Genomic DNA, 14,747 nt, shown 5'->3' on the forward strand with positions numbered 1-14,747 from the left:
TTGATGGATCACTTTTCCTGGACGAAGGTCTGCTTCTGCGTGCCGAGGCCTTCGATGCCGAGCTCGACCACGTCGCCATTCTTCAGGAACTTCGGCGGCTTCATGCCGAGACCGACGCCGGGCGGCGTGCCGGTCGAGATGATGTCGCCGGGCAGCAGCGACATGAACTGGCTGAGATAGGAAACCAGGTAGGCGACGCCGTAGACCATGGTCTTGGTCGAGCCGTTCTGCCTCTTCTTGCCGTTCACCGTCAGCCACATCTTGAGGTTCTGCGGGTCGGCAACCTCGTCCTTGGTCACCAGCCACGGACCGGTCGGGCCGAACGTGTCGCAGCTCTTGCCCTTGGTCCATTGGCCCTGGCGCTCCGCCTGGAAAGCGCGCTCCGACACGTCGTTGATGGTGCAGTAGCCGGCGACATAGTCCAGCGCCTCGGCCTCGGTGACATACTTGGCCTTCTTGCCGATGATGACGCCGAGCTCGACTTCCCAGTCGGTCTTCTTGGAGCCGCGCGGGATCAGCACGTCGTCGTCGGGACCGACGATCGCCGAGTTGGCCTTCATGAAGATGATCGGCTCCGGCGGAACGGTGGCGCCGGTCTCGGCGGCGTGGTCGGAATAGTTGAGGCCGATGCAGATGAACTTGCTGGTGCCGGCGACGCACGGGCCGAGGCGCGGCTTGCCGCGCACCAGGGGCAGGCTGGCCGGGTCGATCTTCGCGAGCTTCTTCAGGGCATTGGGAGCCAGCGCGGCGCCGGCTATGTCGGACACATGTTCCGACAGGTCGCGGATCTTGCCGTCCGCATCGAGTACGCCCGGACGCTCTTTGCCCGGCTTTCCATAACGCAGCAGTTTCAAGGAAATTCCCTCCTAAGCGCCGCCGGCGCGGCATGCTCCGGCCGGCATGAAACAAGATCGGCGGGGATGAAGTCGGAAAAGTCCGACAAATGGTCACGGCCGCCGGCGGTCACCGTACCGGCGGGTACGGCGATCCGCTCGTCTTGTTGCAGGTGTGGGCTTCGCCGACAAGTCCTAATCGCCTGTCGGCTGGCGTCGGCGGGCCGAAATCGGCCCTGCTGTGTCGGAAAGGCCGAAAAATTCAGCCGACGAAGGCGCGTTCGACGACGAAATCGGCAGGGGCGCTGAGCGAGCCTTCCTTGAAGCCGAGGCCTTCGACCAGTTCCTTGACGTCCTTCAGCATGTGCATCGAGCCGCAAATCATGACCCGGTCGGTCTCGGGCGACAGCGGCGCGATGCCGAGGTCGGCGTAGAAACGGCCGTTCTCGATCAGCCGCGTGATGCGGCCCATGCGCGGCGTGATCTCGCGCGTCGTCGTCGAATAGAGCGTGACGCGGCCCTCGGTCAGCTCGCCGATCAGCGGGTCGGCCGAGAGCTGCTCGAACAGCTCGACGCCGTAGGCGAGTTCGGCATGGTCGCGGCAGGTGTGGGTGAGGATGATCTCGTCGAATTTCTCGTAAGTGTCGGGGTCGCGCACCAGGCTCGCGAAAGGCGCGATGCCGGTGCCGGTCGAGATCATAAACAGGCGTTTCGCCGGCGTCAGCGCGTCGACCACCAGCGTGCCGGTCGCCTTCTGGCGCAAGAGCACCGTGTCGCCCGGCTGGATCTTCTGCAGATGCTGGGTCAGCGGACCGTCCGGCACCTTGATCGAGAAGAATTCGAGCTCGTCGTCCCAGGCCGGGCTGGCGATCGAATAGGCGCGGAAGACGGGCTTCTCGGCATTCGGCAGGCCGATCATGACGAACTCGCCCGAGCGGAAGCGGAACGCCTGCGGCCGCGTCACGCGGAACGAGAACAGCCTGTCGGTATAGTGCCTGACCGATACCACCGTCTCGGCGTAGACATTGGCGGGGATCGGGTAGGTGACGCGCTCGGCGACGTCGTCCTTCCGGACTGCTGAAACCTGCTGCATGCCTGGCCTTTCGAACGACACTTGACCTTCCCGCGCTGGATGCGAGCATCCGGCGCGTCTGGCAAAGCGGCTGGAAACGGTGATGCCTTGTCTGGCAAAATTATTAGTATACAAACGATTATCGGGTCAAGATAACGGCGTGGAACAGGCTTCCAACTTGCCGCCCGTCCTTAAGTCCGGCGTTTCGGATTTCATGCATGGCTGAGAAAAATCAGGCAGGGCTGCAGGCATCCGTCCACGGTGGGGTGGTCGCCGGCATCGACGTCGGCGGCACGTTCACCGACCTCATCCTGATCGATGCCAGGGAAGGCGGCGGCGTACGCGTCGCCAAGGTGCCGACAACGCCTGACAACCAAGCTTTCGGCGTGGTTGACGCGCTTGGCGAGGCCAGGATCGACCCGTCCGAGGTCGACCTCATCGTCCACGGCACCACCACCACCACCAATGCGGTGCTGGAGCGCCGGCTGGCGAAGACCGGCATGATCACCACGCGCGGTTTTCGCGACATCATCGAGCTTGGCCGCCGCACCCGTCCGCAGGCCTATGGGATGACCGGCGCCTTCGTGCCGGTCATCCCGCGCAACCTGCGTCTCGAAGTCGCAGAGCGCGTCGAGGCGTCGGGAAAGGTGCGCGAGCCGCTCGACGAGGCGGAGGTGACGGCGGCGGTAGAGCAGCTTCTCGCGGCAGGCTGCGAGTCGCTGGTCATCCACTTCCTGCATGCCTACGCCAATCCCTCGCATGAGCGCCGCGCTGCCGAGATCGCGCAGACACTCTGGCCGAACGAATACATCACCACCGGCCACTCCCTGCTGTCGGAGGCACGCGAGTTCGAGCGCGGCGTGACGGCATCTGTGAACGCGTCCGTGCAGCCGATCCTGGAGCGCTATGTCCACCGCCTGCGCGGCGAGCTGGAGCGCCTCGGCTACAGCCGGGACTTCCTGATCATGAACGGCAATGGCGGCATGATCTCGGCGCGCTTCGTCGCGCAGGACGCGGCCAAGACCGTGATGTCCGGCCCCGCCTCCGGCGTCATCGCCGCCGCCTACACGGGCCGGCGCGCCGGCCACCGGAATCTCGTCACCTACGACATGGGCGGCACCTCGACGGACGTGGCGCTGATCCTCGACGCCGAGCCCGCCGTCTCCAACGAGACCGAGATCGAATATGCGATGCCGATCCATGTGCCGATGGTCGCGGTGCATACCGTCGGCGCCGGCGGCGGCTCGATCGCGCGCGTCGATGCGTCGGGCCTGATCCAGGTCGGGCCGGAAAGCGCCGGCGCCAATCCCGGTCCCATCTGCTACGGCCGCGGCGGCACGGAGCCGACCATCACCGACGCGAACCTCTTGCTCGGCCGGCTCGATCCGAAGCGCCTGCTCGCCGTCGACGCGCCGGTGACGGTCGAGCAGGTGAAGGAAATCTTCGAGGAGAAGATCGGCCGCGCCTCGGGCCTCGACGCCATCGCCGCAGCGGGCGCGGTGCTCAGGCTCGGTAACCTCAAGATGGCCGGCGCGATCCGCATGGTCTCGGTGTCGCGCGGCTACGACCCCAGGGATTTTGCGCTTTTCGCCTTCGGCGGCGCCGGCCCTCTGCACGCCACCGCGCTCGCGCGTGAGCTCGGCCTGCCCAGCGTTCTGGTGCCCGCGCGTCCGGGCATCACCAATGCGCTCGGCTGCGTGGTCGCCGATCTCAGGCACGATTTCGTCAACACGATCAACCAGCCGGTGCCGCTGCTCGACGAGGCCCGCGTCAAGGCGGTGCTCGAACGCCACCGCGAGGAGGGCAGGGCATTGATCGCCAAGGAGGCGGTCGAACCCGAGACGATCCGCACCATCCATTCGGCCGACATGCAGTTCGTCGGGCAGACGCATATCCTCAACGTGCCGCTGCCGTCGGCCGCCGTTTCCCGCGCCATGCTGCAGGAGCTGTTCGAGAAGGCCTATTTCGCGCGTTTCAAGGTCGAGCTTCCGGAAATCCGCGCCAACCTCGTCAATCTGAACACCTCGGTCATCGGGGTCAGGCCAACAGTCGATCTCAGCCGCCTGATCGACCCGGCCGGGCGGGCGGCGACGCTCGGAGAGGCGCGCCGCGAGACGCGCCCCGTCTGGTATGACGGTGAATGGCTGGAAACGCCTGTTTATGTCAGGGAAAGACTGCCGCTCGACGTCACCATTGCCGGCCCGGCGATCATCGAGCAGATGGACGCGACGACCGTGCTGGAACCTGGCGACGTGGCGCGCAGCGACGCCGACGGGAACATCCTGATCGAGGTGGGAAGATGACCCTCGACGCCATCACCCTCTCCGTCATCCAGGCCGCTCTGCAGCAGACCTGCGACGAGATGGACCTCGCCTTCAGCCGAGCCGCTTTCTCGCCGGTCATCGCGGAAGCCAACGACCGCTCCGACGGCATCTATTCGGCCGTCGACGGCTCGCTGATTGCGCAAGGGTCCCAGGGCCTGCCGGTCTTCGTCGGCGTCATGCAATATTCGACGAAGACGATCATCGGGATGATCGCCGACGGAAGCTGCCTGTCGCCGGAAGAGGGCGACATCTACATCGTCAACGATCCCTATCTCGGCGGCACCCATCTGATGGATGTGCGCTTCGCCATGCCGGTCTGGCGCAACGGCAAGATATTCTGCTGGCTCTCCAACACGGGACACTGGCCCGACATCGGCGGTGCGGTGCCCGGTGGTTTTTCCGCATCGGCGACGGCGGTCGAGCAGGAAGGTCTCAGGCTGCCGCCAGTGAAGCTCTTCAAGCGCGGCAAGCTCGATCCCGAGATCTACGCCATCATCACCTCGAACATCCGTGTCGCCGACCAGCGCATCGGCGACATCCGCGCCCAGGCTGCCGCGCTCAGGGTCGGCCAGGAGCGGCTTTTCGCCATCCTCGACCGCTACGGCGACGACACGGTGACGGAAGCGATTGCGGAGTTGCGCAGCAGGGCCGCGGAGCAGATGCGCGCCAACATCGCCGCCATCCCCGACGGCGTGTACCGCTCGAAAGCTTTCGTCGATTCTGACGGCGTGGTGGACGAGCCGCTGACCATCGCGCTGGCGATCGAGAAGAAGGGCGACGGCCTCACCTTCGATTTCGCCGGCTCGTCGAAACCCTGTGCTGGGCCGATGAACAGCGTGCTCGCAACCACGCTGTCGTCTGTCTATCTCGCCATGCGCCACATCTTTCCCGATGTGCCGATCAGCGCCGGCGCCTTCGAGCCGCTGACCGTGCTCAAGCCCGAGGGCACCTTCCTCGACGCGAAATATCCGCGGCCTGTCTCGGGCTGCGCGGCCGAGGTGTCGCAGCGCATCGCCGAAGCCGTCTTCGCCGCAATGGTGCAGGCGCTGCCCGACAAGGTGACGGCCGCGCCGGCGGGCTCCAGCGGCAATTTCGCGCTCGGCGGCCACGACCCGGTACGCGGGCGCGACTTCGTCATGTACCAGATCTCCGGCGGCGGTTATGGCGGCAACGCCGGGCAGGATGGCCTCTCCAATGGCTGCTCCACCATCGGCATCTCGAAATCGCCGCCGGTCGAGATCATGGAGCAGGCCTATCCGGTGCTCTATCGCCACTATGCGCTGCGCGAGGGCTCGGGCGGCGCCGGAAAGCATCGTGGCGGTTTCGGGCTTGCCTATGAGGTCGAGCTTCTACGCGGCGATGCCCGCGCTTCCTTCGTCATGGACCACGGACGCGTCGGGCCGCAGGGCGTGCTCGGCGGCAAGGACGGCGCGGTCAACAAAGTCACCGTTTTCCGCAACGGCGAGGCGCATGTCCCGAAACATCTCTCCAAGGAGCAGGACATTCCGCTGCAGGCCGGTGACCGCGTCCGCGTCGAAACCCCCGGCGGCGGCGGCTATGGCGATCCCGGCGAACGCGCCCCGGCGCTCGTCGGGCAGGATATCGCGATGGGCTATTACACGCTCGAACAGGCGGAGCATCTCTTTGGCAGGACCCGCTGACCTAAGCCGCAATTAACAATTATCCCGTAACACTTTCGCCAACGGAATTGGGCGAAAGGGCTCATGGAAAGGACAGGAGCAGGTGTCCGGTCAGCCGTGGCGGAGTTCGACTTGCGTCGTCTGGGCGCTGGCCGCACGCTTGTTTTCTGCGCGCTGATCTATTCCGCGGCGGCCTTCGCGGTCGCACCTTGGGACTATCTCGCCCTTGCGAAGGTCTATCTGCATCATTTCGGCTTCTTCGTGCCGGCGCTGGCCCTCCCCCTTCTTGTAGCCGCGCCCTTCCTGGATCGTCGCCGCCCCTTTTCCGGCATGGTCGAGCTCATGCGACGAAGCGCCGGCCCGCTGGCGACTTTCATAGTGCTGTCGATCCTCTTCCTGGCAGGTTTCACGACCTTCAAGCTCAACATTCCCCATCTCGTGCCATTCTATGCCGACCCGATGTTGGCAACCCTCGACGAATGGATCCACGCCGGGCCGCCTTGGGCGCGCTTGCATGCGATCGATCCGGGTTGGTTCACGACCCTGACGGAGCTGGTCTATATGACGCTCTGGTTCTTCCAATGGTTCGCCGTCGCCCTGTTCGCGGCTTTCAACTGGCACGACCGGCGACACCAGCGTTATTTGTGGGCGCTGGCCCTCACCATCATCATTGTCGGTACGGTGTTGGCTACCGCCTTTTCGTCGGTGGGGCCCGTCTTCTACGGTGATTTCTTTGACGATGGTCGGTTCGCCGGGCTGACGAGCCTGCTCGACCAGAAGAACAGCCTCGTCCCATATTATTCCGGCTATCTGCTGGAGAACTTCCGGAACGGCACGCCGGCGCTAGGCACCGGAATCTCGGCCATGCCCAGCGTGCATGTCGCCGTCGCCACCCTGAACGCGCTCTACCTGTCGAGCTTCGGCCGGTGGCAGGGTGTCGTCGGCTGGACCTTCGCCCTGCTGATCCTGCTCTGCTCCGTCTATACGGGCTGGCACTATGCGCTGGACGGTTATCTGTCGATGCTGGTGGTTGGCGTGATCTGGCGGCGGACGCGCTTCCTGGCCGGTAGGCCAGTTCAGGCTCTTTCCTCCATCTCCCAGAGTTCGGGATAGACCCGGGCAAAGCCGCTGGCGTCGATTTCCAGCATGGCTGCGTAGCTCGCGGTCGGCGACTCGTACCAGTAATGCGTTTGGTCGCGGCGTTCGTAGATCTGCGGCAGGTCGACGAGCTTCTTCTTGCCGATGTCGAACCAGGCGACGGAGAACTCGGCCTTCTCGCCGACCTGAAGCGCCGCTCGCCGCAACTGCTGCAGGTTGGTCGCCGGCGTGAAGCCGAAATCGAGGTCGGTAAGGGTGGCGAGCCCGTTGGGTTTTCCGTCGAGCGTCCAGCCGTCCTCCTTGCGCTCGATGGAGTGGAAGAAGCGCCGGCCGCCCGCAAAGCCGCGCACGCTGCCGCGCCGCGTAAGCCATGCATCGTCGATCTCGACCGTATAGGTGACGGCTATCGGACCGTCGTCGCTCCGGAAGACGGCCATGCCGTTCAGGTGCCAGCCGGTCAGCGCCGGCGCCAGCACGGCGCAATCGTGGCCTTCGGTGTAAAGGCATCGCCAGAAGGCGGTTTGGGGTCCGTTCATCGGACTCTAGTTAGCGCGCGAAATGTCCGGAGCAATCCCCGGCAGGCAGAAGCCGCCTAGGCGATCCGCGCAAGCAGCCGGAGCAGCGTGGCGGCTTCCTTCGACGACAGCGGCTGCAGCGTCTCCACGGTGATCTGTTCGGCGAGAGGGACCAGCCGATCGACCGTTTCGCGGCCTTCAGCCGTCAGGCTGACCAGCAGCCGGCGCTTGTCGGCGTCATGCCTGGTGAGCTCCACCAGCCCGCGCGCCTTCAGCCGGTCGATGACGCCCTTCACGGTCGCCGCGTCCATGGCGATCAGCGTGCCGAGCTGGTTCTGCGAGGTTTCGCCGACATCGGCGAGCTTTGCCAGCGCGGCGAATTGCGGCGGGGTGAGGTCGCCGATCCGCGCGGCGAAGATCGCGACGTGGCGCTGATGCGCCTTGCGCAGCACGAAGCCGACCTGGTCCTGCAGCCGGTAGCCGTCCTCCGGCTCGGCCTCGACCAGCTTCAGCAGGTTGCTTTCCCCCGTCATCTTCCTGAACCCGTCATCGCAGCCCGTCCCATGCCTTGATCTCGTCGGCCGCCAGCCCGCCCATGCGGTTGTGCACGCGCGGGCCGATCGACATGGCGAGGATGAAGAGGATTTCGTCCGGACGCGGACCGTCGGCGATGCCCACCTCCATCGCATCGAAATGGCTGCGCACATAGGCGGCGTTGGTGTGGCCGAGCGGCACGTCGAGCCGCGAGCCGAAGGCGCCGACCTTGGTGGCGGACGGCACGATCGCCTTGGCGCCGCCCAGCCGGTCGCGCATCGCATAGCCGCCCGGCACATGCCACAGCGCGCAATGTTCGAGCTCGCCGGCGGTGCCTGCTATCGCACCCTTGCCGTAGCCGTCGATCCGCGACGGGACGCCGCCGAGTGCATCGATGAGCTTGTCGGAAAGCAGCAGGCCGAGCGGCTTCAGATCCTCCATCGCCGATTGCAGCCGCTCGACATAGCGTCCGGCGAAGGGGTTCTTCACCAGCGCCATCGCCGCGGCGCGCAGGCGCGGCTCTTCGGGCGCAGGTCCGCCCTCGTGAAAGATCTCCTCGGTGATCACCTGAATCTTGCGCACCGGAAATTCAGCCATGTCTTGCCTCTTGAACTGTTTTCGAAAATTCGCGCTCGCCCGGCCTCCGCTTTGAGGGATCGGCCTGAGCTTGTCGAAGGGGTGGCCTGACGAAGGAGCCGAATTCCTGAGCCGCCGACAATGCCCCGCAAATCCTCGCCTTGCCGTTCAGGAACAGCGCCGCCGCCTCGATCAGCCCGCGTCGCTGCAATGTCTGCGCGGCTGCTAGCCCGGCGTCCAGCGCCGTCGCCACGTCAAGCTCGGAAAGAGCGCCGACGTTTGTCGTCACCAGCCTCTCGCCGAGGTCGCTGTCGGGCACCAGCGCGCGGGCAGGCTCGCGCCTCACCGCCGGATGGCCGGGCAGGTCGACGGCATTGGCGATGATGGTCGCCGCTGCGTCCGCCGCAGCACCCGTCCGCGCCAGCACGGTCACCGCATCGGCGATCCCCAGCGAAAAGCTGCGCCCGCGCCAGCCGCTGGTCGCCACGCCGCGCACCGGGTCTTCGGCGCGGATCAGGATGCGGTCGGCAAAACCCTTGCCGGTGCCGGCGATCGCCAGCCGCATCGACTCGCCGGGCGCAAGGTGCAGCGCGCTGTCGCCGCCATTGTTGACATAGGCTTTGTCCAGCCTTCGCCCGGCCAGCATCGCGGCAAGCATTTCGTCGGCTACCGAACCGGCGACCGCCGCCATCGGCGTGATGAAATTGTTGCCGGCAAGCGGCGCGACCGCCGCCTCCATGCGCCGCGCCGTCATGCCCTGGAACACACGCGGCCTCATCGTCGCCGCACTCCGCAACGCCGGCAATTCCTCGACCAGTTCGGCAAGGATCGTTCGGAAACGCACCGTCGCCTGTCCGTACGCCGCGCGCACCTCCGCGGCCTCGCCGAACGCCTCGATGATCAGGTCGATCGGTCCGTGGTTGAGGTGCAGCCGCCGCCCGTCCGGAAGCATCTTCGCCTGCGGCCCGGTCATGTGGAGCGGCCTCCGGCGTCCCGATGCAATTGCGCCAGCGGCGGCCACGGATTTGCCCCGGACGCCGCCGTCTCCCGGCGCGGGTTGAAATATTCGCCGCCCTTCTCGATGACGTCCTCGACGCTGCGGATTGCATCGGCGTGGCCGCCGAGCGCCACATAGTCGTCGCGACTCAGCGTGAATTCGATCGGCGCCACCAGCGCCGGCGTCGGCACGTAGCCGAAGGCGTTGTCGGGTACGCGCGACACGTCGACCATCAGCGTGATGCCGCCGCCCGGCCAGACATAGACGGGCGCGCCGCCGACCGTCACATAGGTCCTCAGGCCCTGCACCGAGCGCGTCAGCCGCACCGGATTCTCGACCACGCCGGCCCTGAGCGAGCCGCCGGCGCCGCCGACGAAAAGCACGGTGCAGAGCGCCGGCTCGCAATTCTCCTCGATCAGCTCGACCGATTTCCTGAGCCGCTCCGGGAACGGTCTTTCGACCGGCTTCAGCGCCTCGTCGAGCTCGTAATAAGCGAACTGTTCGCCAGTGGTGGACACCATCAGCAGCGACATGCCCGGACGTGCGCCCTTCTTCGGGTTCCACTCGCCGAGGATCGACAGCGGGTCGGAGATCGTCGTGCCGCCCCAGCCGAGCCCCGGTTCCGACACCTTGAAATAGCGGCCGGGCGTCGAGCGCCTGCCGATGATTTTTATCCCGGTGTCCTCCCATCCCAGCACCTTGCCGGCCTGGTGCTCGGACACCACGCCGGTGATGTGGTCGTCCACCACCACCACCTCGTCGACCAAGCCGCGCCACTGCGCCGCGAACATGCCGATCGTCGCCGAGCCGCAGCCGACGCGCATGCGGTTTTCCAGCTTGCCGTCGATGACCGGCGGCTTGCCCGCCTGCACCACCACGCTGGCGCCGCCGTCGATGGAGAGCTCCACCGCCTGCTTGTTGCAGAGGTTGAGCAGCGCGTCGCAGGTGGCGCGCCCCTCCTGTTTCGAGCCGCCGGTCAGATGATGCACGCCGCCGAGCGACAGCATCTGCGAGCCGTATTCGCCCGTCGTCACATGGCCGACCGCCTCGCCTTGCGCCCGCACCGTCGCCGCCTCCGGACCGAGATGGCGGTCGGTGTCGATCTTCACCTTGACGCCGCAATAGGAGAAGATGCCCTCCGTCACCACCGTCACCAGATCGACGCCCTCGACCTCCTGGGAAACGATGAAGGGCGCCGGCTTGTAGTCGGGATAGGTGGTGCCGGCGCCGATCGCCGTGACGAAGCGTTGTCCCGTGTTGACCAGTTCGCCGCCGCCCGCCTCTCCGGCGTCGAAAGCCACCGCCTCGCCGCCGGTTCCGGCGCGCTGTTCGAGGATGGTCAGCGGATCGAGCCTGACGATCCTGCCGCCGACATTGCCGTAGCGGTCGCAGGCGCCGGAGCGGCCGTCTGCGATGTAGCACATGACAGGACAGGCATCGCAGCGGATCTTCTCCGCCACCTGCTTCTCGCCAGCCTCATGCGTCTCGAAACGTTCGGAGAGCTCGCTCACGGCCGCGCCTCCCTGATCGCCGCCAGCACCCGCGTCGGCGTCGCCGGCACTTTGGTCACCAGCACGCCGGTCGCATGGCGGATGGCGTTGAGGATCGCCGGCGCGGTGGGGATCAGCACATGTTCGCCGAGCCCCTTCGCCCCATACGGCCCTTCGGGATCGGGCACCTCGACGAGGATCGACTCGATCGGCGGCACGTCGCCGATCGTCGGGATCAGATAGTCGTGCAGGTTCTCGGTGCGGCCGGGGATGTATTCCTCCATCAGCGCCATGCCGATGCCCTGCGCGATGCCGCCCTCGATCTGTCCCTCGACCAGCAGCGGGTTGATCGCCCGGCCGACATCATGCGCCGCCGTGATCTTGATCAGCTTCACCGTGCCGAGCTTCATGTCGACCTCGAGTTCGGCGACCTGCGCGCCCCAGCCATAGACCGCATAGGGTTTTCCCTGCCCCTTCTCGTCGAGCGGCAGGGTCGGCGGGTCGTAGGTCTCCACCGCCGAGAACACATAACCCTCGCCGTCCGCAGGCAGGCTGGCGAGATCGATCCGCCTGACGGCCTCATCCTCGCGGACCACCACCACGCCCGGCTCGAAGGCGAGCGCCGCCTCGGGCGAGACATTGGCGAAGCGCAGGATCTTTTCGCGCAGCGCCTTAGCCGCCTTCTCGGCCGCCTTGCCTGAGATGAAGGTCTGGCGCGAGGCCGAGGTCTTGCCGGCGTCTGGCGTGATTGCCGTATCTGCGCCGACCAGCTTTATCTCCGCCAGAGGCACGCCGAGCGCGTCGGCGAAGATCTGCGCGATGACCGTGTTGGAACCCTGGCCGATGTCGACCGCGCCCTGGTGCAGCATCGCGCCGCCGTCGCGCGAGATGCCAGCCTTGATGGTCGAGGGGTTGGCGATCGAGGTGTTGCCGCAGCCATACCAGCATGACGCCACGCCGACGCCGCGCTTCCTACTTTCATGCGCGGCGTTGAAGGCCTCCGCCTCGGCCAGCGCGCGCGTCCAGTGTGGTTGCAGCGCTTCAAGGCAGGCGAGGATTCCGACGCTCTCCAGTCTCTGTCCGGTCACCGTCTCGTCGCCGTCGGTGAGCGCATTCTTCAGCCGGAAGGCCAGCCGGTCCATGCCGAGCTTTCCGGCGAGCTCGTCATAGAGCGTTTCCTGGATGATCGTCGCCTGCGGCACGCCAAAACCGCGGAAGGCGCCCGACACCGGCCCGTTGGTATGGATGGCGCGGCCCTCGGCGCGATAGTTCGGCGTCAGGTATGGGCCCGACGCATGCACGGGGACGCGGTTCGCCACCGTCGGCCCGAAACTCGCATAGGCTCCCGTGTTGAAGTCGCCCGAAAAGACCATGCCCAGGACCTTGCCGTCCGTGTCCGCGCCGATCGCCGCCGTCATCGAGGCCGGATGCCGCTTGGTGGTCGACATCATCGATTCCTGCCGCGTATAGGCGAGCGCGGCCGGCCGCCCGGTCTTCAGCGCCACCAGGCCGATCAGCGGCTGCAGCGAGACGTCGATCTTGGAGCCGAAGCCGCCGCCGGTCGCCGCCGGCACGATGCGCACCTTCTCGACCGGCAGTCCGAGCACCAGCGCGGTGTCGTCGCGGTCCATATGCGGCGCCTGCGTGCAGGCCGACACCACCAGCGTGTCGCCGTCCATATGCGCGAAGCCGGCCTCGGGCTCGATATAGGCATGCTCGACATAGGCGGTCTCGATCGCGCCGGAGACGACATGCGCCGCGCCTTTCAGCGCCGCGTCGGGGTCGCCGCGCTCGACCATTCCCTTGGTCAGCACATTGCCCGGCCGGCCGTCATGCAGCAGGGCCGCATCTTCCTTCGCCGCCTCGCACGGGTCGAGCGTGTGCGGCTCCTCGCTCCATTCGATGGGGAATTTTGCCAGGTCGAGGCTTGCGATAGCCGTCCGCTCGCCGGCGATCAGCGCCACCGCCTCGCCGCGGAAGCGCACGGAATTTTCCGCCAGCGCCGGCTGGTCGGCAAAGGACGGGATTGCGCCGAAACAGTTCTTCCCCGGAATGTCCGCCGCCGTGAACACCGCGACGATGCCGGGCCGCTTCTGCACGAAACCATCGAGATCGCCCAAGCGGAAGCGGGCCTTGTAGTGCGGCGAGCGCACCACCAGCACCGACAGCGCATTTTCCGGAAAACCGTCGGCGCCGAATTTTTCGGCGCCGGTCACTTTCGGCACGCCGTCCAATCGCACGGCCGCCGCGCCGACCGCCTTGCCGGACTCCGGCAGGCGTCGGTCGAGGGCGCCGTCATGCCGCCACGCTTCCATCACCGCGGCGATGATCTTGCGATAGCCGGTGCAGCGGCAGAGCACGCCGCCGAGCGCATCCTTGACCGCGTCCTCCGACGGCCGCGCATTCTTCTCCAGCAGCGCCGTCGCCGTCACCAGCAGGCCGGGCGTGCAGATGCCGCATTGCGCCGCGCCATGCTCGAGGAACGAAGCCTGCAGCGCCGACAGCCGGCCGTTGGCGAGGCCCTCGACGGTACGCACCGACCGTCCCTCGGCCGAGGCGGCGGGCACCAGGCAGGCGCAGGCCGGCTCGCCGTCCAGCAGCACGGTGCAGGCCCCGCAGTCGCCCGCGTCGCATCCGACCTTTGTGCCGGTGAGCCCGAGCTCGTCGCGCAACAGGGACGACAGCCGGGTGACGGGATGCGCCCGCACCGAGACGGGCTCGCCGTTCACCTCGAATGTGATGGCCTGTCCGACGATAGGATCGTGCGCGTTCATGCGGCGATCTCCGCATCGGCTTCGCCAAGCGCGCCTCTCAATGCGCGCAGCACGATCTCCCGCGCCGCCCCGCGGCGATAGTCGGCGCTGCCGCGCACATCGTCTATGGGCGAAAGTTCGGCGAACAAGACCGCCGCGACCGCTTGCTCGGCTTCGCGGCCGGGCCGCGACCCGACCAGTGCCGCCTCCAGCTCTGGCAGTCTCTGCGCCACCGCCGAGCAGGCGCCGACTGCGATTACTGCGCGCTCGATCCGTCCATCTGTGCCAATGACCATCCGTGCCGCCGCCATGGCGATCGAGATGACGAGATAGCGCCGGGCTCCGAGCTTCTGGAATGATGAGGAGCCGGCGATGGATGCCTTCGGAATCCGGATCGCCGTGACGATCTCGCCGGGCTCGATCGCCGTGCGGCGATTGCCAAGGATGAAGTCTTGCAGCGGCAGCATGCGCGAGCCGGCGCGCGAGCGCAGTTCCACCTCGGCGTCGAGTACCAGCAGCGCCGGCGCTCCGTCGGCGGCGGGCGACGCGTTGCAGAGATTGCCGGCGACTGAAGCGACGTTCTGGATCTGCACCGAGCCGACTTCGCGCGCCGCCTGCTTCAGCGCGTCGAAGGCCGCCGGCAGCGGATGGCGGATGAGATCTGTCCAGGTCGTCCGCGCGCCGATGACGACATGCGATGCGGTTTCCGAGACGCCGCGCAGCTCGTCGAGACCGTTGATGTCGAGCACATTGTCCGAAAGCGGGCGATTGCCGAGCGCCGGATAGAAATCGGTGCCGCCGGCGAGGATTTTCCAGCGCGCTTCGCCCAGCAGCGCCAGTGCTTCATCGAGTGTGCTTGGTTTCGCGTAACGGATCACGCAATGCCTCGCGGCGCTGGATCGGTAAACCTTGGGC

The 14,747-nt window shown here is 66.7% G+C and carries 12 protein-coding genes; 3 read left to right on the forward strand and 9 right to left on the reverse strand.

Translation table 11 applies throughout. The annotated features are described in order from the left end of the window. Positions 1 to 8: 8 nt before the first annotated feature. Together D8676_RS01255 and D8676_RS01260 are read right to left on the reverse strand one after the other, a co-directional pair. Positions 9 to 854: a fumarylacetoacetate hydrolase family protein gene (locus D8676_RS01255; RefSeq protein ID WP_121579021.1), complete on the reverse strand. Its 846-nt coding sequence runs from the start codon at positions 852 to 854 to the stop codon at positions 9 to 11. A 241-nt stretch (positions 855 to 1,095) separates the two neighbouring features. Further along, a complete protein-coding gene (locus D8676_RS01260) occupies positions 1,096 to 1,926 on the reverse strand; it encodes a ferredoxin--NADP reductase (RefSeq protein ID WP_121579698.1) in 831 nt (276 codons plus the stop codon). A 197-nt stretch (positions 1,927 to 2,123) separates the two neighbouring features. On the opposite strand from D8676_RS01260, the gene D8676_RS01265 reads away from it, so the two are divergent. The 3 genes from D8676_RS01265 to D8676_RS01275 all read left to right on the forward strand — a co-directional run bounded on the left by D8676_RS01265 (position 2,124) and on the right by D8676_RS01275 (position 6,982). Continuing rightward, the gene (locus D8676_RS01265; RefSeq protein ID WP_121579022.1) at positions 2,124 to 4,208 is read left to right on the forward strand and encodes a hydantoinase/oxoprolinase family protein; all 2,085 of its coding nucleotides are present in this window, start codon (positions 2,124 to 2,126) and stop codon (positions 4,206 to 4,208) included. Beyond that, positions 4,205 to 5,890 (forward strand): hydantoinase B/oxoprolinase family protein, encoded by a 1,686-nt coding sequence (locus D8676_RS01270; protein WP_121579023.1) that lies wholly within the window; start codon positions 4,205 to 4,207, stop codon positions 5,888 to 5,890. Before D8676_RS01265 ends, D8676_RS01270 begins: the two co-directional genes overlap by 4 nt. A gap of 111 nt (positions 5,891 to 6,001) precedes the next feature. Continuing rightward, positions 6,002 to 6,982 (forward strand): phosphatase PAP2 family protein, encoded by a 981-nt coding sequence (locus D8676_RS01275; protein WP_183096917.1) that lies wholly within the window; start codon positions 6,002 to 6,004, stop codon positions 6,980 to 6,982. On the opposite strand, the gene D8676_RS01280 is transcribed toward D8676_RS01275, so the two are convergent. The 7 genes from D8676_RS01280 to D8676_RS01310 are packed head-to-tail and all read right to left on the reverse strand — an operon-like array spanning position 6,946 to position 14,710. Then, positions 6,946 to 7,503: a putative glycolipid-binding domain-containing protein gene (locus tag D8676_RS01280; RefSeq protein ID WP_121579025.1), complete on the reverse strand. Its 558-nt coding sequence runs from the start codon at positions 7,501 to 7,503 to the stop codon at positions 6,946 to 6,948. The genes D8676_RS01275 and D8676_RS01280 overlap by 37 nt on opposite strands. Before the next feature lie 56 nt (positions 7,504 to 7,559). Continuing rightward, complete coding sequence (locus D8676_RS01285) at positions 7,560 to 8,015, reverse strand: MarR family transcriptional regulator (RefSeq protein ID WP_121579026.1); 456 nt, start codon at positions 8,013 to 8,015, stop codon at positions 7,560 to 7,562. 13 nt (positions 8,016 to 8,028) lie between these two features. Further along, positions 8,029 to 8,613 carry an amino acid synthesis family protein gene (locus D8676_RS01290; protein WP_121579027.1) on the reverse strand — a complete coding sequence of 195 codons (585 nt, stop codon included), beginning with the start codon at positions 8,611 to 8,613 and terminating at the stop codon, positions 8,029 to 8,031. After that, complete coding sequence (locus tag D8676_RS01295) at positions 8,606 to 9,565, reverse strand: UPF0280 family protein (protein WP_121579028.1); 960 nt, start codon at positions 9,563 to 9,565, stop codon at positions 8,606 to 8,608. The genes D8676_RS01290 and D8676_RS01295 overlap by 8 nt, the downstream gene beginning before the upstream one ends. Beyond that, positions 9,562 to 11,100 (reverse strand): 6-hydroxynicotinate reductase, encoded by a 1,539-nt coding sequence (locus D8676_RS01300; protein WP_121579029.1) that lies wholly within the window; start codon positions 11,098 to 11,100, stop codon positions 9,562 to 9,564. Before D8676_RS01300 ends, D8676_RS01295 begins: the two co-directional genes overlap by 4 nt. Further along, complete coding sequence (locus tag D8676_RS01305) at positions 11,097 to 13,853, reverse strand: molybdopterin-dependent oxidoreductase (protein ID WP_121579030.1); 2,757 nt, start codon at positions 13,851 to 13,853, stop codon at positions 11,097 to 11,099. The genes D8676_RS01300 and D8676_RS01305 overlap by 4 nt, the downstream gene beginning before the upstream one ends. Continuing rightward, positions 13,850 to 14,710, reverse strand: a complete 861-nt coding sequence (locus D8676_RS01310; RefSeq protein WP_121579031.1) for a xanthine dehydrogenase family protein subunit M — start codon at positions 14,708 to 14,710, stop codon at positions 13,850 to 13,852. The genes D8676_RS01305 and D8676_RS01310 overlap by 4 nt, the downstream gene beginning before the upstream one ends. Positions 14,711 to 14,747: the final 37 nt, after the last annotated feature.

The sequence above is a fragment of the Mesorhizobium sp. YM1C-6-2 genome, assembly GCF_003666685.1.
In the GTDB taxonomy this organism is placed as follows: domain Bacteria; phylum Pseudomonadota; class Alphaproteobacteria; order Rhizobiales; family Rhizobiaceae; genus Mesorhizobium_K.